The organism is Deltaproteobacteria bacterium (assembly GCA_026712905.1).
In the GTDB taxonomy this organism is placed as follows: Bacteria; Desulfobacterota; Binatia; order UBA9968; family JAJDTQ01; genus JAJDTQ01.
Genome location: JAPOPM010000162.1, coordinates 1 through 20,649, shown reverse-complemented (window position 1 = coordinate 20,649; position 20,649 = coordinate 1). Strand labels below are relative to the sequence as shown.

The window sequence follows — 20,649 nt, the reverse complement described above, 5'->3', positions numbered from 1 at the left end:
TATTGTGAGCTCGCAGCCAGCTTCGCAACGTCTCCTCCTGAGCTGCGGTAATCGGCAATCGTGAGGCAGTTTTCCACATGACCCCGATCTTATACGATGTCCGTATTGTTGTAAAGCTATTTGTGAGACACTACACTAGTCTACCGATTGTGGCTGCGGGGTCTACCGCGACATCTGCCCTGCTCGCTGGCAACGTCTTTCTGGCGACAGCCAACCCCGCTACCTTGATGCAGATCGGCACCGGTGTCGGTTCGGCCGTGATGGGGCCGGGAGGGATTATCGCTCAGGCGCCGTTTGTTGCGGCAAGTAGTGCCATTCTGCCAGTTGTCGCGCCTGTCATACTCTTCACCACCGTGTCATCAATGATGATCTGCGCTCGCCTGGACCAGATTCGCAGTTCTCTGGACCAATTGGCGAAGGCGGTGGAGCAATTGCTCGTCCATCAGACCGCAAATGACTACGCTACTCTTGTCAGCGCGTTGGGACGACTGCGGGATGTTTCCGAAGAGTTCGACGGATGCCGGCGTTTCACGGATGATATGAGGATGCGCTTGGCACTGGCGGAAAGCGACCTGAACTTGTTGCACCACAAATACGCTTTTCTTTTGAAGAGGCCTGTTGGAGCCGAGTTCGAGGCCAATCTAGCGCCGTCCAATATCGAGTTCTTCACTGCCGCCAGTCTTGCGGATATCCAGATCGACCATCTCCGGTTGAAGCTGGCTCTTCAGGACAATCCGGATGATGCCCGCAGAAGGTTCTCCGCGTTAACTTCACGGATAGACGACTACGAAAAGTCCTTCAGAGATCTCTTGAAGAAAGACTCGATCGAAGAATACCGCAAGCGTCTGCAGAACTCTGTTGGCCGCATGGGGTGGTGGAAAAGGAACGTTTTTCGGCGGAGAACCCGCATGGAAAGAGAGGCTGAGATAGACAGGATTCAGTCAGGGCCAGAGCGCAGTCTCGTAACGTTGCGGCCCTATATATCGAAATGCTTGGACGACCTTGCCTCACTGAAGGATGTTGGGCAGAAACAAGCGATCATCTATTATCGAGAGAATGGCGGGCGCGGGGACTTGAAGGCTTACTACACCAGTGATTGGCAGTTGCAAGAGCAGCCCCAGACAAAGACCACCGGCAAGTGAGCGGCAATGACAAGCCCCAATCAAACTCCTGAACAGGCCGCGCGGGACAAGATCGACGGAATGTTGTCCCAGTCGGGATGGGTCGTTCAGGACAAGAAGAAGATCGACTTCAGCGCGGGCCTCGGAGTCGCGGTCCGCGAGTATCAGACCGATGTCGGCCCGGCCGACTACGTTCTCTTCGTCGACAAGAAGCCGGTGGGGGTCGTCGAGGCCAAGCCGGAAGATTGGGGCGAGAAGATCACTACGGTGGAGGAGCAATCCGCGGCCTACGCTGCGGCTCGGCTCAAGTGGGTGAACAACCAGGAGCCGCTGCCGTTCGTCTACGAGTCGACCGGCGTGTTGACCCGTTTCACCGACGGGCGCGATCCCAAGCCCCGCTCCCGCGAAGTGTTCGGCTTTCCCCGGCCGGAGACCGTACAGGACTGGCGCGCCCAGCCGGCCTCGCTCCGCAAGCGGCTCCAGGGACTTCCGGAGTTGGACCCGGCCGGCCTGCGGGCGTGCCAGGTCAACGCCATCGAGAAGCTGGAGACGTCCTTCAAGGATGATCGCCCGCGCGCTCTCATCCAGATGGCCACCGGCTCGGGCAAGACCTACACCGCCATCACATCCATTTACCGGCTCCTCAAGCACGCCGACGCTAAGCGGGTCCTTTTCCTGGTGGACACCAGGAACCTGGGCGAGCAGGCCGAGCAGGAATTCATGGCCCACCTGCCTGGCGACGACAACCGCCAATTCACTGAGCTCTACAACGTCCAGCGGCTTAGGTCGTCCTACGTCGCGGGGGACAGCCAAGTCTGCATCAGCACCATCCAGCGGGTGGCGTCAGAATTCAACTCGAAACTTCTTTCGTTTTGGGCCAATACGTTTGGACAACGGTATTTCGACAAGGCAGGCAAACAGACGACGAATCTTGCTTCGATTAACAAGACGGTCCTCAGTCAGTTTCCGGTGCCTCTGATCCCATACGCCGAGCAAGAAGAGATCTGCACGCAGATCGATCGGTCCATGATGAGCTTGGATGCACAAGAACGGGAGATCGCTCGCGCACGTGGTATGGCTGACTTGCTTCGCCAATCCATTCTGAAGAAAGCCTTCTCCGGACAACTGGTCGCCCAAGACCCTAGCGATGAGCCCGCCGGGGTCTTACTTGCGAAGATCCGTGCAACGAGGGCACAGGCTGGCAAGAACGGAGCCGCCGCCAGAGGGGACCGAACAAGATACCGAACAAGATACCGAACATGAGACCGGGCAAGTCACCGGGCAAGTCGAACAACTGGTCGTGGCCCTCACGGGAGAGATGAGGCGCGCCGAATTGCAGGCGGCGTTGAGCTTGACTCACCGGGACTACTTCACCGCGGCATATCTCCGCCCCGCCCTCGAAGCCGGCCTGATCGAAATGACGCGCCCCGACACACCAACCAGCCGGAACCAGCGTTATCGGCGCACCGCCGCCGGCGAAGCCCTGGCGCGACGAACCAGGGCCAAGGACTCCCGCGCATGAACACCGCCCATATCGTCTCCAAAGTCTGGAGCTTCTGCACCACCCTGCGCGACGACGGCGTGGGCTATGACGACTACCTAGAACAGCTCACCTACCTGATCTTTCTCAAGATGGCGGACGAGTACGGGCAGCCGCCGCGCAATCGTGACGTGGGCATCCCGGCCGAGTACAACTGGACGAGTCTGAGGTCCAAGCGGGGCGCGGAACTGGAGAGCCACTACGTCACGCTTCTTCGTGAGCTTGGCGCCAGGACCGGCATGTTGGGGCAGATCTTCACCAAGGCTCAGAACAAGATCCAGGACCCGGCGAAACTGTACCGCCTCATCGACATGGTGGACGCCACCGAGTGGGTCACCATGGTCGCCGACATCAAGGGTGACATCTACGAGGGCCTGTTGGAGAAGAACGCCGAGGACACGAAGTCGGGTGCGGGACAGTATTTCACGCCGCGCGCCCTGATCCGCGCCATGGTGGAATGCGTGCGGCCCGAACCCCGCAAGCTCATCGCCGACCCCGCCTGCGGCACGGGCGGGTTCTTTCTGGCGGCCTACGACTTCCTCACCAACCAGGACAACTTCAAGCTGGACCGGCAACAGAACGCGTTCCTCAAGCACGAGACGTTTCACGGCAACGAGATCGTCGCCAATACCCGTCGCCTGTGCCTGATGAACATGCTCCTCCACAACATCGGCGAGATCGACGGCGGCGCGCCCATATCGTCCAACGACGCGCTGGTGGCTGATTCGGGGCAGCGTTTCGACTACGTGTTCGCCAACCCGCCCTTTGGCAAGAAGAGCTCCATGAGCTTCACCAACGAGGAAGGGGAGCAGGAGACGGACGACCTGACCTACAACCGGCAGGATTTCTGGGCAGCCACGTCCAACAAGCAGCTCAATTTTGTGCAGCACATCCGGACCATGCTCAAGACCGACGGCCGCGCCGCGGTCGTGGTGCCGGACAACGTGCTGTTCGAGGGCGGCGCCGGCGAAACCATCCGGAAGAAACTGCTGGACAACACCGACCTGCATACCATCCTCCGCCTGCCCACCGGCGTGTTCTACGCCCAGGGGGTCAAGGCCAACGTGATCTTCTTCGACAAGAGGGCGCGGGATCGCCAGCCCTGCACTTCCGTTGACAAAACGCACACATTAGACGACGATTGTTTCGTGGAGTTTCGCTTTGACTGGAACCTGGAGAAGAACCAGCAACTCATTGAGCAACGGGGTATCTCATTCGAGCGCGTCGTTTCCGTGATCGAGCAGGGCGGTGTGGTGGATGTCTTGGATCATCCGAATCAGCAGCGGTACCGGGGCCAGAGAGTCTATGTTGTGGACATCGACGGGTACCTGCATCTCGTGCCCTTCGTAACGTCCGCCGACGGGTCAAGGTTTTTGAAGACGATTATCCCGAGCCGGAAGGCGACTCGGGATCACAAGAGGGGGCGATCATCGTGAAGTACCGATTGGACGCTGAAGAACGGGAGATTTTGGAGCGTTTCGAGCGCGGCGAGGTGACGACCGCTCCCGGAGCTGAGCGTGAGAAGGAGACTGCACGGCAAGCGGCCCGCAATACCTTCAACAAGACCCGTAGAGTCAATCTGCGGGTTACCGAACGCGACTTCAACCTCGCGCACGCGCGTGCGCGGGAAGAAGGCATCCCCTACCAGACCCTGTTGTCGAGCGTCATTCACAAGTACCTTTCCGGAAGGCTGACCGAGAAGAGTTAACGAGCGTCATCATCGCGAACGTTTTCGCAGGAGGGAGTTGGCAGCGCCTCATCGCCGGTGCTGCCGCCAGCCCTTCCTCACCATGGACCCATCCCCACTCGTCCTCGTCACCGGCGCCACCGGCTACATCGGCGGCAGACTGGCTCCCCGCCTCCTCGCCGAGGGCCATCGCGTCCGTGTCCTCGCCCGTAGCGCGGCCCGCGTACGCTCACGTTCCTGGGCCGACCAAGTGGAGGTCGTCGAGGGCGACGCGCTCGACCGGGACACCCTGGCGCGAGCCCTCGCTGGCGTGGACTGCGCCTACTACCTGATCCACAGCATGGGCAGCGGCGCGGGGTTCCACGCGCTCGACGTGGATGCGGCGCGGCTCTTCGGGCACGCGGCCAGGGAAGCCGGTGTCCGGCGCATCGTCTACCTGGGCGGGTTGGGGGACCCGAGGGCCGACCTTTCGCAACACCTGCGCTCCAGGCAGGAGACGGGGCGGGCGTTGCGGGAGGGCGGGGTGCCGGTGACCGAGTTCCGGGCGGCGGTGATCGTGGGGTCGGGGAGCATCTCGTTCGAAATGATTCGTTATCTGGTGGAGCGGCTCCCGGTGATGGTCTGTCCCCGGTGGGTCTACTCGCGCGTTCAGCCCATCGCGGTGAACGACGTGCTGGACTATCTCGCGGCGGCCTTGAGCAACGTGGCCTCCGCCGGCAAGGTCGTCGAGATCGGCGGACGCGAGGTGACCACTTATCGGGGGATGATGCTGGGCTATGCCCAGGCCCGGGGACTGAGGCGCTGGCTGGTGCCGGTGCCGGTGCTGACGCCGCGCCTGTCTTCCTACTGGGTGCACTGGATCACGCCGATCCCTTCGGGGGTGAGCGGCCCGCTCATCGAGGGGCTTCGGAACGAAGTGGTGGTGACCGACAGCCTGGCCCGGGAGCTGTTTTCGGAGATCGAGCCCCGGACCTATGCCGAAGCCATCGCGGAGGTCATCGACGACCTGGAGCAGGGGCGCATCGAGACCGCCTGGAGCGACGCTCACGGCGCGCCCGTGGCGCCGGATTCCTTCTCTCGGGTGGAAACTCACGAAGGGATGATCTTCGAGCGCCGCATGCGCACGGTGGCCGCGCCCGCCCGGGAGGTGTACCGGGTATTCACCGGCATCGGCGGCGCGCGCGGGTGGTTCCATGCCGACTGGATGTGGCGCATCCGCGGCATGGTGGACCGCCTGCTCGGGGGCGCGGGGCTGCGCCGTGGACGCCGGCATCCGGACGCACTGCGCATCGGCGATGCGCTGGATTTCTGGCGGGTGGAGGCGCTGGAGCCGGGGCGGCTGGTCCGCCTGCGGGCGGAGATGAAGCTGCCGGGCCGCGCTTGGCTCCAGTTCCGGACGTGGGAGACGGAGGACGGCAAGACCCAACTGGAGCAGACCGCGGCGTTCCTTCCCAAGGGCCTGGGCGGCCTGCTTTACTGGTACGGCCTGTACCCGGTCCACGCGCGCATCTTCGACGGGATGGCGCGGGAGATCGCAAGGCGCGCCGAGGCAGGCGGTGCGTCATTGAAACAAGTGGAGGATTGAACATGCGTTTCGGCATCGCGTTCGGCAGCTACCCCTCGGACCTGGATCGCGCGGGGCTTTGCCACGACTTCACGGAACGGGCCCGGGTGGCCCACGCCAGCAACTACGAGGCGCTCTTCGTGGCCCAGCACTACTCCACGGGACCCGACGCGGCCATGCTCCAGTCCCTGCCGTTGCTGTCGTACTTCGCCGGCCTCACCCCCGGCATGTACCTGGGCACGGCGATCTTCCTGCTGCCCATGCACCAGCCGCTGATGGTGGCCGAGTACACCGCCACCGTCGACAACCTGTGCGGCGGCAAGTTCCTCTTCGGCATCGGCCAGGGCTATCGCGAGGTTGAGTTCACCTCCATGGGCGTGCCTCTGCGCGAGAAGCGCCCGCGCCTGGAGGAGGGCATCGAGGTGGTGAAGCGGCTGTGGACCGAGGACGAGGTGCACCACCAGGGCCGTTTCTACCGCATCGACGGCGTCACCATCGAGCCCAAGCCGCTACAGAAGCCCCGGCCGCCCATCCTGCTGGGAGCCGACACTTTAGCTACCGTGGCGCGGGTGCCGGCGGTGGCGGACCACTGGATCGCCAGCCGCCGCCACACCAAGACGTTCCTGCGCGAGGCGGTGCCCGCGTACAAGCGCGCCCTGGAGGCGCACGGAAGGCCCTTCGAGGGACTCTACATCTTCCGCGACCTGTGTGTCGCCGACAGCCGCAAGGAAGCGGAAGACCGCATCCGCGAGGGCTACGAGCGGCGCTACGAACGCTATCAGCGCTGGGGCCAGCCGGGCGAGCGCTACGACCTGCCGTTCGAGCAGTTGCAACAGGACCGCCTGGTCCTCGGCAGCCCCGCCGAGGTGGCCGAGCAGGTGCTCTCCTACCACCAGGAGTTCGGCGCCGAGATCATGTGGTTCATGGTCGACTGGCCCGGCATGGAAGCCAGCATGACCCTCGAGACCATCCAGCGCTTCGGCGAGGAGGTCATTCCCGAGTTGAAACGGCTCACGCCGGAGTGTCCGTTGCCGTAGGTGCCGGCGGTCGGCAATGGTCGGCGCTCTGGAGTCACTAGGTCACAGAGAGGGGGTACCAGTAGACCAATTAGTCGGATACTGAGCCAAGGAGTAAGTTATGAGTGAAATTCCTTCCCGAAACGATATCCTGGCGGCTTCGTCGGAGAGTGGACTTATGGGCTACCTTTTTGAGGTTGCCCCGAAGCATGTCTGGTGCCGGAAACCGGAGTTTCTAGCGACGGTTGCTGAATTAGTCGGATCGAGTGAGAGGACCTTGTTTACAGAAAAGGATTGGACATTCTTGAATGGGATGAGTGGCCCTTCGTTTTTCCATGGTATGGCCCTGCTCTGCGAACTGATACCGCTTCTTGACGTCGGGCATCGTGATATGATGCAGCTTGTCAAGACACTTGTTCATCTCGGCGGAGAAGATTTGGCCGCGCAACAGCCAAATGTGGCATTCCGCAGTTGGTGTAGTGCTGATCCGGCCAGGGTGAGAGCTGTGCTTGATGATGCCCGAGTTGGCGATAACCTCGCGATCGATCATCTATGCTTCGCCCTAGAAGTTGGCGCAGAAAGTGCTGATGCAATGGCGTTTCTCAAGGAGGGTCCGGCACCTGAAGTACAGATGGGGGCAGCGGCCGCCCTTGGTAGGATGGCCCTTGATGCTGAGGACGCAGCCCCTGTAGTGAGGTCGCTCTCGGAGGTCTCAATCAAGGCCGATGACCCTCGTGTTCGAATCAACGCCCTGCTGTCTAGTTTCGCAGTGCTGGAGAAGAACCCGGAGCTTCCTCGTGAGGATGCTAGGCGGGCCCTCGTTGCGGCCCTTGACGATACCTCTGCGGAAACGCTTAACGCTCTCTCAGCCCTGGTTTGGCGGCACGGCAAGAGCCTTTCTGAAGATGAAGGTCGCTGGCTCCTGACTGCTCTGCAATCCATCGATCCGGAGCATCGTGGAACTCTTCAACAGATCGACTTCGCCACACCGGACCTCTTGAGTGGGGGGTATAGCGATGCATTATTCACCCTTGTTGCGGAATTGGTTCGGAGGTCACAAGGAAGAATTGGGCTCAATGACTTTCCGAATCTTCGTCGGGAACTTGTCGACGGTGATCTTCGGCGTCTCAGTAAGCTCGCAATAAAGTGGCTTCTGGAGGGAAATCCACATCTCTGTTTAACACTGGCCGAGCAGTTCGACGCGGTCGGCGCTCAACAGACCACGTTTGAACTGCAGGTTGAGGATATGCCCGTGGACCCAGACGATCAACTCTTCCTATGCCGCAAGGCGGTGGGGTTTTTGTTCCACACACCCGTGACTGCGGCCTCAGTGTTGATCGCTGTGATTCGTCATGGCGATAATCGGATTATTCAAGATTTGCTCAACCTTTTGAGTGACCCGCTCCTGATCAATTTTGGCGGCGAACTGCGTCTCTACCTCGATCAAGTCGTGGAAAGGACTTCTGACCCTCGTGTGGCACGCATTGGAGAAGCATTAACTAGAAGACAGAAGGAGCTGGATGACCTTGTCGGGATCGAAACTCTGGTTGAGCTTCATCCTAGCGAAATTCATCGCCAGATCGAGCGTGCGCGCTGGAACCGACACATGGCTCAAGTTATGAAAAAGGGCATGGAGGAGTCAGTTGTGTTTAATCTTGTCCACAAGCAACATATTCTCTACGGCACTAAATCGTCTTCATACATCGACGATCCGAGCGGAGATACACGTCAAGTGAACGTGGAGATGGGATCGCATTCTGTTACATTCGAATACCCCCATTCGGATATTCTTGACCCCGAGGGTCTTCATATGAAACTATTCGAACTGCGGTACGAACAGAGGACAAGGCTGTGAAGCTGATCCTGCGTCAGTACCTTTCGGACCTTCGCGAGCGCAATGAACTCGATGCCGTCCTACCGGATCTCCTGAGTGAACTTGGGTTCAACGTGTTGTCCAGGCCCGGCCTCGGAACACGTCAGAATGGGGTCGACGTCGTTGCAGTTGGACCTGATGAGGATGCCAGCGGACGGAACAAGCTCTTTCTATTCACGATCAAACCCGGCGATCTCCGGCGGCGTGACTGGGACGATGGCTCGCCCCAAGCCCTTCGCCCGTCACTGAACGAGATTCTCGACAGCTACATTCCAACCCGTATCCCGGAACAGTACCGAGACCTCGATATTGCGATATGCATCTGTATCGGCGGGGAGATCAAAGAGGATGTGCAGGTTCAATGGACCGGATATGTTCAGAACCACAGCACGGACAAGATCAGCTTTCGCGAATGGAACGGTGACAAGCTAGCTGGGCTGCTGTTGTCGGGGGTGCTAAGGCAGGAACTTCTTGAGCCCCGTCTTCAGTCGCACTTCCAGAAATCTATCGCGATGGTCGATCATCCGGACGTAGCTTATCGCTTCTTCATGCGTTTGACCCAAGGTCTCCTGGCGGGCGACGTAAGGGAGGAGAATCGTCTCACGAGGCTTCGTCAGGTATATATCTGTCTTTGGGTTCTCTTTGTCTGGGCGCGCGAGGCGCACAACCTCGAGGCACCGCTACGGGCTAGCGAGTATGCGGTTCTTTACGTGTGGAACGACTGCCGCTCGGTCTTGGGAAAGAAAACCGTACAGCAGGATATGCGCCTGACTGTTTTGGATCAGACCATCCAATTACATCTGCTTATTTCCGGCGGACTGTTGATGGAGAAGCTGGGCGCCTATGCCGATAAGCCTCTTGCGCTTTCCATGGCGGTCGCGTCGCAGTCTTCGGTTGACGTGAATCTGTCACTCTTCGAGCAACTGGGCAGGTTCAGCCTGTATGGCCTTTGGCAGCACTGGTGGGCCTGTAAACAAACAAAGGAAGATGCCGTTAGGGTTTTCGTTGATCAGCGGAATCGTGCGCTACGGATGGCCATCGCGATGATCAATGCCAATCCTACCCTCAGGTCACCGATCCGCGATGACTTCGCGATTGAGATTGCATTGTTTATGATTCTAGCTCAGGTCTGCGGCGCCACAAGGGACGTTTCCGGATATTTGGAGGACGTGGCACACCGCGTTAGGTTCTCGATCGAGCGTCGCGGTCGTTACCCAGTTCTGATGCGGGACTATCAGGATCTTGCCGGCCACCCGGTGGATCGGTCGCGTGAGTATTTCGAAGAGCATACGAGAGCCAGTGTTCTCTATCCGTTGCTGATCGCTTGGCTTGACAGGCTTTGCCTACGAGATACGAGGGATGTCCTCGCAGCCTGCATTGAAAAGAATCTGGCACACACAACGCACCAGGTCTGGCTGCCAGATGAGAATACGGATCAAAGGTTTTGGACTGGCGGAACGGACCACGGGCAAGCGATTTCAGACTTACCCCTCTGCAAGGAGCCACCGCACTACGCAGCGCTGCTAGACAAAATCGTTGCTGAACACACTGCCTTCAACGATCTCTCTACCACGAAAAGTGGGCTTTGGCCGATCTTCCTGATGGCATGTCTTCACTTTCGTTTACCTGTGCCGCCACAACTCTGGTTTCTTAGAACCGGGAATCGGGGTTCTGCAGAGGAAACGCGTTGAAGTGACCTTCTCCCAAGAACCGGTCCCTTCGGGAGCGAGTTTCGCCCAATTCGGACCAACTCGTGCGATGAGTGCACTGCCACGAATCCCTCACTCTCTACCGGGAAGGAATATGGGTCGAGCCGCTGAGTGTATTATGTGCCACGGAGAAAGTGGGAACCTGAAGTGACTAGGATCCCCGGTGAGCGCGTTCGTGCTGTTGTGCCGTTGTTGCTGTCGCCCGAAACCTGCCCCAAGCCTGATGGGCTCACTGCAACGGGCATAGGAGTCGTCTATTGCTGCCTAGGACTGCCTTGGCGCAGTAGCAGCAGGACGGTCTAGTCCTGGGCAACCCGGTCGATCTTGTAGAAACACGCCTGCTATTGTAGATTTAGGCATAAATTACAATAGGGAGCGACGCTATTGCAATATCCTTCAATAGGGAAGCCCGGCCATGCAGCGCGGAGAATGCGGCAGTTATGAGGTGACTCGTGTCGGCGAGGAGCGCGTCCGCGCCTTCGTGCCGGCGCCGCTGCCGCCCGAACCCGCCTTGGTCCTGGACGGCGCCCTGCAACAGGCAACGGAATCGGCCGTCCTGGCTCTCGGCCGCCTCGACGGCGTTGCGACGCTGTTGCCGGACCACGCGCTTTTCCTCTACGCCTACGTCCGCAAGGAAGCGGTGCTCTCGTCCCAAATCGAGGGGACGCAGTCGTCTTTCTCGGATCTTCTTCTCTTCGAATTGGAGGAGGCGGCGGGAGTACCGGTGGACGACGCGGTCGAGGTCTCGAACTACGTGGCGGCGCTCCACCATGGTTTGCGGCGTCTCGGAGAACAGTTTCCGCTGTCGAATCGCCTCATCCGCGAGATCCACGCGGTGCTGTTGTCGGGGGAACGGAATCTCTCCAAGACGCCCGGCGAGTTTCGCCGTTCACAGAACTGGATCGGCGGCACGCGGCCGGGCAACGCTGTCTTCGTACCGCCGCCTTATACGGCCGTGCCCGGCTGCATGGCGGCGCTTGAAGCTTTCCTTTACTCCGAGGAATTGCCGGTATTGCTGCGCGCCGCGCTTGCGCATGTGCAGTTCGAAACCATTCACCCGTTTCTGGACGGCAACGGGCGCGTGGGGCGGTTGCTGATCACCCTGCTGCTGTGCCAGGCCGGCGTGCTGCGCGAGCCGCTCCTGTACCTCAGTCTCTTCCTGAAGCAACACCGGAGCACCTACTACGATCTCCTGAACCGCGTGCGCCTCACCGGGGACTGGGAAGCATGGCTTGACTTCTTCCTCGAAGGCGTGAAACTGACGGCCGATGGCGCGGTCGGCACCGCCCAACGCTTGTCCCGGATGTTCCAGGACGATCGGGAGCGGGTCCGGATAACGGCAGGCCGGCGCGCGGTGACGGCGCTGCGTGTCCACGATGCGCTCAAGTCCCGGCCGATCTTGTCGCTGCCCGGGGCGTGCCGCGATACCGGGCTTGCCTTTCACACCGTCGCGTCGGCCATGGAGTTGCTCGTGAACCAGGGAGTCGCGCGGGAGATCACCGGCAGACAGCGTGACCGGCTGTTCGTCTATGACCGATATCTTTCCATCCTCAACGAAGGCACCGAGGCGCCGTGATGGCACGACGTCGACGATCCCCGAGGCACGTATGAACGCACCCTGGTCCGGCACCATCCTCTCCGTGCAGCCGCGCATACGGCTGCTGCGTTCTCTCGATGAGCGCTCCCACAGCTATCACGGCTACGTGCTGCGGATCGACGGGACTTGCGCCGGGGAGCGCGGGGAGGCCGGTATCGCGGTGGGTCGGGCGGCACACGCGAAGCACGGGTTTCACGTCGGCATGGAAGTGAGCGGCGTGGCCGTGCCCGTGGCCAACCCGAACACGGAAACGGCGGGGTGGTACAGGGCGAGCCGGCTCAAGGTCCTGCGGGACGCCGAGGTGGAGGCGCCGGCCGGGCCGCCGTTCCATGGCGTGCCGCCGGACCTGGAGACCTACCGCGAGCGCGGGCACCGGCGCTTGGACCCGCGCACCTACGAAAGCCGGTGCGCGACGTGCATGTGGGGTTGCCGGATGCCGGTGGGCATCATACTCGATCAATGGAACCCCTCGCGGCAGCGGTACAGGGTCGAGACTTTCTGCTATGGTCCCAAGAGTTGCCGGTTCTATCGGGCCGGGCGCGAGCGCACGGTTCCGGCGAAAGACGGGTTGTCGTACACGGAGGGCGACTGGGTCGACGAGTCGGCGACGGCACACAGGGGGCCTGACGACTGACGGACGATGGAGCAACGCGGGCCTGTCGGAGGAGCAGGACACATGAGCGAGCACTCACACTCTCATTCACACTCACAGTCGGCAAACGCACAGTTTCATGATCCCGCGCACGCGGCGGAGTTCGACAGGAAGGCGGCCGTGTCCGACATCCGCGGACAGTTGGCGGAGCGATTGATCGAGGCCATGGCGCTGCGCGGCGACGAGACCGTGCTGGACGTGGCCACCGGCACGGGCCGCTTCGCCCGGCCGGTTTCCGGAAACCTGGCCGATGGGAGCGTCGTCGGCATCGACCCGGCGCTGGCCATGCTGCGGGTGTCGGGGGACTCCGACGCCGATCCCATTCCCCGCTACGGGCGGGTCGCGGCCACGGCCGAGCGCATGCCGCTGCGGGAGGGCATCTTCGACTGCGCCTGGGTGGCCTTCAGCCTGCATCACTTCGCCAGCGCCACGGACATGGTGCGCGAGGCCGGGCGTGTGCTCAAGCCGGGCGGCCGCCTCTTCATTCTCGACCCGATCATCGCGGCGGCGGACGACGCGCTGGACGCGGCCGTCAACAGCCTCATCAACGATGTCTTCCAGCGCTCCCACGGCGCCGGATTCCGCTTCTTCGCGCAGGAGGAGATCCGGCGCCTCATGACCGACGGTGGCATGGAGGTGGTGCGCGACGACCTCCACACCTACCCGGTGGACCAGGACGGCACCGACGGCATCCCCACCGGCCGGCACTGGATCGAGGTGATGGATGAGCTGGAACAGCGGCCGCCGGAGTTGAAGGCGCGCTTCCAGGAGAGATACTTTCGCTACGAGAAGACCGGCGATCAGGTTCATCTGAGCGGCGGCTTCCATTTCGGCCTCGTCGCGGGTGAGAAGCGGCGCGGCGCGGCGGGCTGAACGCCGGTGCCCGCCGGAGCGGCAAAGGAAAGGGCGCCGTCCGCCCTAAACTGACGGTTCGCCGGGCGCCGGCGTCGAGATCGGCAAGACATTCGCGGAACGGAGCACACCATGAAAACGCCATCGTCCCTCATTACCCTCGGCACGTCGGGTGGCCCTTCGCTGACCCCGCACCGCGCGCAGACGTCTCATCTCCTCACGGTCAACGGCACCTACTACGTGGTGGACGCCGGCGACGGCGTGTCCCGGCGCATGGCCCGGGCGGGTGCGGACGTGCGCAAGGTCGGGATCATTTTCCTAACGCACCACCACGACGACCACACCGCCGGCCTCGCGACCCTCATGGCGCTGGCGTGGGACGGCCAGCGCACCGAGCCCATCAACGTCTACGGCCCGCCCCGCACCAAGGAACTGGTGGACGCCACGGTGGCGTACTGCGGCATCAGCGCCGACATCCGCATCGCCGACGGCGGCCGCAGCGTGCCGCTGGACAAGGTGTTCTTCGGCCATGACCTGGGCACCGGCGAGGTGTACCAGGACGACAACGTGCGCGTCACCGCGGTGGAGAACACCCATTTCAGCTTCCACCGGGGCGACGCCGCCGGCCGCTACAAGTCCTACTCCTACCGCTTCGAGACCCCCGACCGGGTCATCGCGTTCACCGGCGACACCGGCGCCAGCGCCGCGGTCACCGCCCTGGTAAAGGATGCCGACGTGCTCGTGACCGAGACTTCCTCGTGCGACGAACGCAAGAACGCCATGATCAAGGACGGGCGCTGGGAGGCCATGAGCCCGGCCGAACAGGAAGGCATCATGCGCCAGGCCACCCAGGGACACATGGGCCTGGAGAACATCGCCATGCTGGCCACGCAGGCCGGCGTCAAGAAGGTGGTGTTGTCCCACTTCACCCGGCGCGTGGACAGCACCGATTACGAGCCTTGGGCTGAAGAGGTGCGCAAGGGTTACGCGGGCGAGGTGGTGGCCGCCGAGGACCTGATGGAGTTCTAGTCAGGAGCCTGCCCCGCGGGATGTGTCCGCGGTACCAGCTCCGGCAGGGGCGACCGGCGGTCGCCCCCGGACGACGAGTCTACACGCGACGACCATGGACATCATCGGTACCGCTGCCGCCCGCGTGGACGGCGTGGCCAAGGTCACGGGGCAGGCCGAGTACGCCTCGGACATCGCCGTGCCGGGCATGCTGTGCGGCAAGATCCTGCGCAGCCCCCACCCCCACGCGCGCATCCGTTCCATCGACACCAGCGCGGCGGAGCGCATCCCCGGCGTCCGCTGCGTGCTCACGCGCGAGGACTACCGTGACCGGAACCCCTGGTTCAGCGGCAGGATTCAAGACCATCCCATCGTGGCGCTGGACCGGGCGCTCTTCGCCGGCCAGCCCGTGGCCGCGGTGGCGGCGGACGACGAGGCGGCGGCGGAGGACGCGCTCCGGGCGGTGGCGGTGGAGTACGAGCCCCTGCCCGCGGTGGTGGGCATCGAGGAGGCCGTCGCCGACGGCGCGCCGCGAATACACGAGTTCGCGCCCGGCAACATCTGCTTCAGCGACAGCCTGGAGAAAGGCGACGTGGCCGCCGGGTTCGCCGAGGCCGACACCGTGGTGGAGGACACCTTCACCTTCCCCATGGTGTACCACTACGCCATGGAACCCCACGTGGCCATCGCCAAGGTGGATGCCGAGGGCGTCACCGTGTGGAGTTCCTGCGCCCACCCCTTCGGCGTGCAGCTCGAGCTGGCGCACATCTTCGACCTGCCGCTGTCCGCCGTGCGCGTGATCATCCCCTACGTGGGCGGCGCCTACGGCAGCAAGTCCGGCGCCAAGATCGAGCCCCTGGCGGTGGCGCTGGCGCAGAAGTGCGGCCGGCCGGTTCGGATCGCCCAGAACGTCTCCGAGGCGATGATGACCGTGCGGCGCCACTCGGCCCTGTGCCGCGTGCGCACCGGCGCCAGGCGCGACGGCACGCTCGTGGCGAAGCAGGCGGAAGTCTTCCTCAACACCGGCGGGTTCGCCGAGCTGGGCCCGGTGGTGACGAGCCGCACGCTCACGCGCATTCTCGGGCCGTACCGCATTCCGCACATCCGCGTGGAGTCCCACTGCGTCTACACCAACACCGTGTCCGCGGCGTCGTTCCGCTCCATCGGCGGCCCCCAGACCGCCTGGGCCAACGAGTCGCAGATGGACATTCTCGCCGACCGCCTCGGCATGGACCCGCTGGAGTTCCGCCTGAAGAACCTGCTGCACCGGGGCGAGGAACTGAAGCCCGGCGGCAAGCCCCTGGACGCCGACCTCCGGGAAGGGCTGGGCCACGTTACCCGGCGCATGGGCTGGGACGGACCGGTGGCCCCCTCCGGCGCGGGCCGGGGACTCGCCTTCGGCGTCACCGACCCGGGAGCGCCGCTGGCGTCCACCTCCACCGTGCACGCGCTTTCCGACGGCAGCGTGGTGGTGCTCATCGGCACCTCGGAGATCGGCCAGGGCTCGCGCACGGTCATGAGCCAGATCGTCGCCGAGGAACTGCGGGTCCCTCTGGACCAAGTGCGCGTGCGCCCACCCGACACGGCCTACACCCCCTACGACCGCTCCACCGGTTCGAGTCGTTCCACCACGGTGATGGGCAAGGCCACCCAGTTGGCCGCCGCCGACGCGCGCGAGCAGATCCTGGAGCTGGCCATGGAGCACTTCGAGGCGCCGCGCGAGGCCGTGGAGCTGGCGGACGGCGAGGCCCGCGCCGCCGGCCAGAGCGTCTCCTACGGCGAGCTCATCCGCCGGCACTTCGCCATGCAGGGAGGTGAGATCGTCGGCCGAGGCTACGCCCACAGCGGCATGGCCACGGCGCCCGCCAACCCGCTCTTCTGGGAGATCGGTATCGGCGCGGTGGAGCTGGACGTGGACCGGGACACGGGCGAGGTGCGGCTCCAGCGCTACATCATGGCCGCCGACGTGGGCAAGGCCCTGAACCCCCTCCAGTGCGAGGGCCAGGACGAGGGCGCCGCCATGATGGGCATCGGCCACGCGCTGATGGAGTCCATCGAGTACGGCGACGGCCAGATCCTCAACCCCAACCTCGTGGACTACCGCGTCCCCGGCTTCGAGAACCTTCCCGCCACCTTCGAATCGATCCTGGTGGAAAACGGCGACGGCCCCGGCCCCTACGGTGCCAAGGGCATGGGCGAGGGCGGCATCATCCCGGTGGCCCCGGCCGTGGCCAATGCCGTGTTCCGCTGCACCGGCGCCAGAGTCAAGGACCTGCCGTTGACGCCGGAGAGGGTGTGGCGGGCGATGCGGCGGTCGGGGTGAATCAACGCAAAAGGGCGGGTCCGGAGACCCGCCCTTGCTCATTCACGCGGCGAAACCCCGGTCCCTACAACCCGTAGAACACCCGCGAATTGGCATTCAGGATCTTCTCGGCCTGCTCGTTGTTGATCCGCCCCTCGTCCACCCAGGTGTGCACCTCGTTGAGGCCGCTCAGGTTGGCGGAGATGTCGGTGTGGCTGTAGTCGGTGCCGATGATCAGGTGGTCCTCGGTGTGGAACTTCAGGAGCGACTCGACGTCGTCGATGGGGTCGATGGTGATGTACGTGCGGTTCTTGCGGAAGATGTCGGGGTCGAGGTCGCACAGTTGCGGCAGGTTGGTTCCCGTGCCGCGGAGCGCGGCGCGCTTGGTGGCGCCCAGTTGCGACATGACGTAGGGGATCCACGACGCTCCCGACTCGATGAAGCCGAAGCGCAGGTTGGGGAACATCTCCGGCACCTTGGAAGTCACCAGCTCGGCGAAGGCGTACATGATGGGGAAACCGCGATCCCACTCGCGCGACGGCAGCGGATGGCCCGTGTGGAAGCACAGCGGCATGTCCAGGCGGTTGGCCTCCTCGTACACCGGGAAGAAATGCGGGTCGGTGACCTTGCGGCCGATGTCGAAGCCGCGCTTGAAGATGCCGCAGGCGCCGTGTTCCTTGGCCCAGCGCAACTCCTCGATGCCCATTTCCGGACTCAGCCACGGCAGCACCGCGGCCCACTGCAGCCGCCCGTTGGTGGGCGCGCACTTGTCGGCCAGCCAGCGGTTGTAGGTGGTGGCCAGCGCCCACTCGGCCTCGGCGTTCTGGGTGTTGTGGCGGATGAAGAAGGTCGGGAAGATTACCTGGATGTCCACGCCCATCTCGTCCATGTGAGCCAGGCGGCCCTCCACGTCGTCCAGCTCCCGCCGCACCCGCGGCGGATGGTTGATCTCGTCCCGCACCGCACGGTTCTGGAGCCTGCCCTCCACCACCCAACTGCGCCGGGTCGTGGTGTTGAAGCCGGCCCGGTTCGCCTCGTCGTCGGACATGTGGACCGTCACCGGCATGTACTTCGCGTAGGGCGTCCCCTCCAACGCGGACCAAGTGGCATCGGACTCGTCGACATGGGTATCGGCATCGATCACGGACATGGCAAAACCTCCTGCACTGGCAGCCCCCGGCCTCGCGCGCGGGCGGCTTCAGGTGAGTGCGAAATTTTCCTGTAGACTAGCAACAAACCGGTGCGGCGGCAATTTCGCTCACCCTCCCTCTCCAAGCCCCTCCCTTGTCTCCCCCACCACCAAGTCCACCACCGCCCGCAGCGCCTGGGCGTCGGTGTCGCCCTCCACGCGGCGCAGGCGGAACAGGTCGATCTGGCGGTCGGCGCCGGTGCCTTCGCGGATGATGGCGAGGGCGTGGCGCAACTCCTCTTCGCAGCCCAGGGCGCGGGCGTCGTCGGCCAGCTCTGCCAGCACTTCGTTGGTGTAGTCCTCGATGTCCTGGCGGCCGCCGTGGCGGGGGTCGCCGAGGAAGCCGAGCACGCCGTAGCGCTGGGCGAGCCAGCGGTTCTCGGCGATGATCTCGGTGGGGGGTTCGGGGGGCAGCGCGCCCTCGCGGTCGAGGCGCGACAGCCGGCGGATGAGTGAGGCGTAGAGGGCGGCGATGCACATGGCGTCGTCGATGCGCGGGCACAGGTCGCAGATGCGCAGCTCGATGGTGGGGAAGCGCACGGACGGGCGGATGTCCCACCACAGCTCGCTGCCGTCGCCGATGAGTTTCATGCGCTGGTAGTCGGCCACGAGCTGGTCGAACTCGGCCTTGGACCACAGGGGGCCGGGGAGGCCGGTGCGCGGCAGCGCGCCCATGATGGTGAGCCGGTAGGACTTGAACCCGGTCTCGCGGCCGCCATGGAAGGGCGACGACGTGGAGAGAGCGTGCATCAGGGGCATGTAGCGCCGTATCGCGGTCATGACCCGGATGCGCGAGTCGGCGTCGCCGAAACCGGCGTGGATGTGCATGCCGCTCACGAGCAGGCGCCGTGCGGTCTCCTGAAACGTGTTGGCGAGTCTGTCGTACCGCTCCTTGGGCGTGCTCATCTGCGATTCCCAGGCCGCGAAGGGATGCGTGGACGCGGCGATGATCGTGGCGCCGTGCCGGTCGGCCGCCTCGGCCACGACCCGGCGGGTCTCCTTGAGCGCACCCCGCAGGTCCGCCACGGACTCGCACACGCGGGTATTGGTCTCGATCTGGGAGCGAAGAAACTCGTGCACGAACCCGTGAGGCCCGCGGTTCTCCTCGCACCAGTCGAAGATCCCGGTGTCCGGATCGGCGATGATGTCGCGGCTGTCCGGATCCACCAGCCAGAACTCTTCCTCGATGCCGAAGGTAATTTCCACGTCCTTCTGTGCCTCGGCCTCTTCGCCTTCACCCATGAGTCTGCGCAGTCGCTTGAACGCCATATCCCGCCTCGCTCGTGCTGGCGGCCTGCAACGGCCGGATCACTGGAACCATCCACCGGGAAACCCGCACGCGAGAGATATCGCACGCACGGTTCGAGGAGGCAAGGGCGGACCCACGCGGGGCCCCGGCGACAACACGCATGAGGCGGCGCCCGAACGGGATCGGCCAACGAACGAGACGCCTGCTCCGGTCCGATTTTCGCGTTTCTTTGTCGGATGGTCACGGGAACGTAACACCCTCCGGTTAAGCCTTCAGTCATCAAGTTCCGATGCCCCGGACCCAGGCCCGGCGGTTCGGATCGATGGGCTCGGCTGGAATCGCAACGACCACGGAGGAAACAATGCGCGACATGACCGCAAGGCAGGAGATTGGAGAGCAGGAGCTCGATGAAGCCCACGATGCACCTCTCACGGAGACCGACTTCGGCAAGCTGGCCGCCAAGGCCATTTCCCGGCGGGGATTCCTGAGCGGCGGCGCGGCGTTCGCCGCATCCGCGTTCGTCATGAGCACCGGCGTGCTGAGGCCCCTCGTGGCGCTGGCCGGCGCCAGCCGCCTCGGCTTCGAGTCGGTGGCGGCCAACGGCCTCGACACCGTCACGGTTCCCAAGGGATACGGGTGGCATGTGGTAGCCAGATGGGGCGATCCCATGTGGTCCCGCGGTACGGAGTTCGACCAGAAGACCCGCGGCACCGGCGCCAGCCAGGAGCTGGCCTTCGGCGACAACAACGACGGCATGGCGCTGTTCAACCACCGCGGCCGAAACGTCCTGGCGGTCAACAACGAGTACGTGAACCGCGGCATCATCTTCGGCGGCGAGGGCAACAAGCCCCGGAACGCGGATGACGTGCGCAAGAGCAAGGCCGCTCACGGCGTGTCGGTGATGGAGCTGCGGCGCAAGGACGGCAAGTGGTCCATCGTCAAGGACTCGTCCTACAACCGCAAGATCACCGCGGACACGCCCATGGAGATCACCGGGCCGGCGCGCGGTCACGATCTGTTGAAGACGGCGGCCGATCCGGCGGGCACGCGCAGCCTCGGCACCTGGAACAACTGTGGCAACGGCCGCACCCCCTGGGGCACTTACCTCACCTGCGAGGAGAACTTCGACGACTATTTCTCCTCGGTCGACGCCAACGTGAAGGTCAGCCCCGAGTTCAAGCGCTATGGGGTCGACGCCAAGGACAAGTACGGATGGGCCATGACGGACGAGCGGTTCGACATCGCGAAGCACCCCAACGAACCCAACCGCGCCGGCTACATCGTCGAGAT

The 20,649-nt window shown here is 63.6% G+C and carries 17 protein-coding genes; 15 read left to right on the top strand and 2 right to left on the bottom strand.

Annotation, left to right across the window (positions count from 1 at the left end; genetic code table 11):
- Window positions 1-77 precede the first annotated feature (77 nt).
- The 14 genes from OXF11_13190 to OXF11_13125 all read left to right on the top strand — a co-directional run bounded on the left by OXF11_13190 (window position 78) and on the right by OXF11_13125 (window position 16,942).
- Window positions 78-1,142: a hypothetical protein gene (locus OXF11_13190; protein MCY4488050.1), complete on the top strand. Its 1,065-nt coding sequence runs from the start codon at window positions 78-80 to the stop codon at window positions 1,140-1,142.
- Between the two features lie 6 nt (window positions 1,143-1,148).
- Window positions 1,149-2,384, top strand: a complete 1,236-nt coding sequence (locus OXF11_13185; GenBank protein MCY4488049.1) for a DEAD/DEAH box helicase family protein — start codon at window positions 1,149-1,151, stop codon at window positions 2,382-2,384.
- Between the two features lie 55 nt (window positions 2,385-2,439).
- Window positions 2,440-2,643: a hypothetical protein gene (locus tag OXF11_13180; protein ID MCY4488048.1), complete on the top strand. Its 204-nt coding sequence runs from the start codon at window positions 2,440-2,442 to the stop codon at window positions 2,641-2,643.
- Window positions 2,640-4,097 carry an N-6 DNA methylase gene (locus OXF11_13175; protein MCY4488047.1) on the top strand — a complete coding sequence of 486 codons (1,458 nt, stop codon included), beginning with the start codon at window positions 2,640-2,642 and terminating at the stop codon, window positions 4,095-4,097. The genes OXF11_13180 and OXF11_13175 overlap by 4 nt, the downstream gene beginning before the upstream one ends.
- Window positions 4,094-4,369 carry an antitoxin gene (locus tag OXF11_13170; GenBank protein MCY4488046.1) on the top strand — a complete coding sequence of 92 codons (276 nt, stop codon included), beginning with the start codon at window positions 4,094-4,096 and terminating at the stop codon, window positions 4,367-4,369. Before OXF11_13175 ends, OXF11_13170 begins: the two co-directional genes overlap by 4 nt.
- A gap of 37 nt (window positions 4,370-4,406) precedes the next feature.
- On the top strand, window positions 4,407-5,933 hold the full coding sequence (locus OXF11_13165; GenBank protein MCY4488045.1) for an SDR family oxidoreductase: 1,527 nt from the start codon (window positions 4,407-4,409) through the stop codon (window positions 5,931-5,933).
- Between the two features lie 2 nt (window positions 5,934-5,935).
- Window positions 5,936-6,949 carry an LLM class flavin-dependent oxidoreductase gene (locus tag OXF11_13160; protein ID MCY4488044.1) on the top strand — a complete coding sequence of 338 codons (1,014 nt, stop codon included), beginning with the start codon at window positions 5,936-5,938 and terminating at the stop codon, window positions 6,947-6,949.
- A gap of 100 nt (window positions 6,950-7,049) precedes the next feature.
- Entirely contained in the window at window positions 7,050-8,783 is a 1,734-nt protein-coding gene (locus OXF11_13155; GenBank protein MCY4488043.1) for a hypothetical protein, read from the top strand.
- Window positions 8,780-10,492, top strand: coding sequence for a hypothetical protein (locus tag OXF11_13150; GenBank protein ID MCY4488042.1), 1,713 nt, complete (start codon window positions 8,780-8,782; stop codon window positions 10,490-10,492). Before OXF11_13155 ends, OXF11_13150 begins: the two co-directional genes overlap by 4 nt.
- 433 nt (window positions 10,493-10,925) lie before the next feature.
- Window positions 10,926-12,086 (top strand): Fic family protein, encoded by a 1,161-nt coding sequence (locus tag OXF11_13145; GenBank protein MCY4488041.1) that lies wholly within the window; start codon window positions 10,926-10,928, stop codon window positions 12,084-12,086.
- A gap of 31 nt (window positions 12,087-12,117) precedes the next feature.
- Window positions 12,118-12,741, top strand: coding sequence for a hypothetical protein (locus OXF11_13140; protein MCY4488040.1), 624 nt, complete (start codon window positions 12,118-12,120; stop codon window positions 12,739-12,741).
- Between the two features lie 138 nt (window positions 12,742-12,879).
- Window positions 12,880-13,632, top strand: coding sequence for a methyltransferase domain-containing protein (locus tag OXF11_13135; GenBank protein MCY4488039.1), 753 nt, complete (start codon window positions 12,880-12,882; stop codon window positions 13,630-13,632).
- A 111-nt stretch (window positions 13,633-13,743) separates the two neighbouring features.
- Window positions 13,744-14,640, top strand: coding sequence for an MBL fold metallo-hydrolase (locus tag OXF11_13130; protein ID MCY4488038.1), 897 nt, complete (start codon window positions 13,744-13,746; stop codon window positions 14,638-14,640).
- A 94-nt stretch (window positions 14,641-14,734) separates the two neighbouring features.
- Window positions 14,735-16,942, top strand: coding sequence for a xanthine dehydrogenase family protein molybdopterin-binding subunit (locus OXF11_13125; GenBank protein MCY4488037.1), 2,208 nt, complete (start codon window positions 14,735-14,737; stop codon window positions 16,940-16,942).
- A 64-nt stretch (window positions 16,943-17,006) separates the two neighbouring features.
- Here OXF11_13125 and OXF11_13120 read toward each other — a convergent pair whose 3' ends face one another.
- Together OXF11_13120 and OXF11_13115 are read right to left on the bottom strand one after the other, a co-directional pair.
- Entirely contained in the window at window positions 17,007-18,071 is a 1,065-nt protein-coding gene (locus OXF11_13120; protein ID MCY4488036.1) for an amidohydrolase family protein, read from the bottom strand.
- A gap of 108 nt (window positions 18,072-18,179) precedes the next feature.
- Window positions 18,180-19,379 (bottom strand): carboxylate-amine ligase, encoded by a 1,200-nt coding sequence (locus tag OXF11_13115; protein ID MCY4488035.1) that lies wholly within the window; start codon window positions 19,377-19,379, stop codon window positions 18,180-18,182.
- A gap of 341 nt (window positions 19,380-19,720) precedes the next feature.
- Between OXF11_13115 and OXF11_13110 the strand changes: the two genes are divergently transcribed.
- A partial coding sequence (locus OXF11_13110; GenBank protein MCY4488034.1) for a DUF839 domain-containing protein occupies window positions 19,721-20,649 on the top strand: 929 nt, incomplete at its 3' end.

Coding starts and splice junctions, on each gene's coding strand:
- OXF11_13190 (MCY4488050.1), top strand. CDS start 78: ATGACCCCGATCTTATACGATGTCCGTATTGTTGTAAAGCTATTTGTG.
- OXF11_13185 (MCY4488049.1), top strand. CDS start 1,149: ATGACAAGCCCCAATCAAACTCCTGAACAGGCCGCGCGGGACAAGATC.
- OXF11_13180 (MCY4488048.1), top strand. CDS start 2,440: ATGAGGCGCGCCGAATTGCAGGCGGCGTTGAGCTTGACTCACCGGGAC.
- OXF11_13175 (MCY4488047.1), top strand. CDS start 2,640: ATGAACACCGCCCATATCGTCTCCAAAGTCTGGAGCTTCTGCACCACC.
- OXF11_13160 (MCY4488044.1), top strand. CDS start 5,936: ATGCGTTTCGGCATCGCGTTCGGCAGCTACCCCTCGGACCTGGATCGC.
- OXF11_13155 (MCY4488043.1), top strand. CDS start 7,050: ATGAGTGAAATTCCTTCCCGAAACGATATCCTGGCGGCTTCGTCGGAG.
- OXF11_13145 (MCY4488041.1), top strand. CDS start 10,926: ATGCAGCGCGGAGAATGCGGCAGTTATGAGGTGACTCGTGTCGGCGAG.
- OXF11_13140 (MCY4488040.1), top strand. CDS start 12,118: ATGAACGCACCCTGGTCCGGCACCATCCTCTCCGTGCAGCCGCGCATA.
- OXF11_13130 (MCY4488038.1), top strand. CDS start 13,744: ATGAAAACGCCATCGTCCCTCATTACCCTCGGCACGTCGGGTGGCCCT.
- OXF11_13125 (MCY4488037.1), top strand. CDS start 14,735: ATGGACATCATCGGTACCGCTGCCGCCCGCGTGGACGGCGTGGCCAAG.
- OXF11_13120 (MCY4488036.1), bottom strand. CDS start 18,071: ATGTCCGTGATCGATGCCGATACCCATGTCGACGAGTCCGATGCCACT.
- OXF11_13115 (MCY4488035.1), bottom strand. CDS start 19,379: ATGGCGTTCAAGCGACTGCGCAGACTCATGGGTGAAGGCGAAGAGGCC.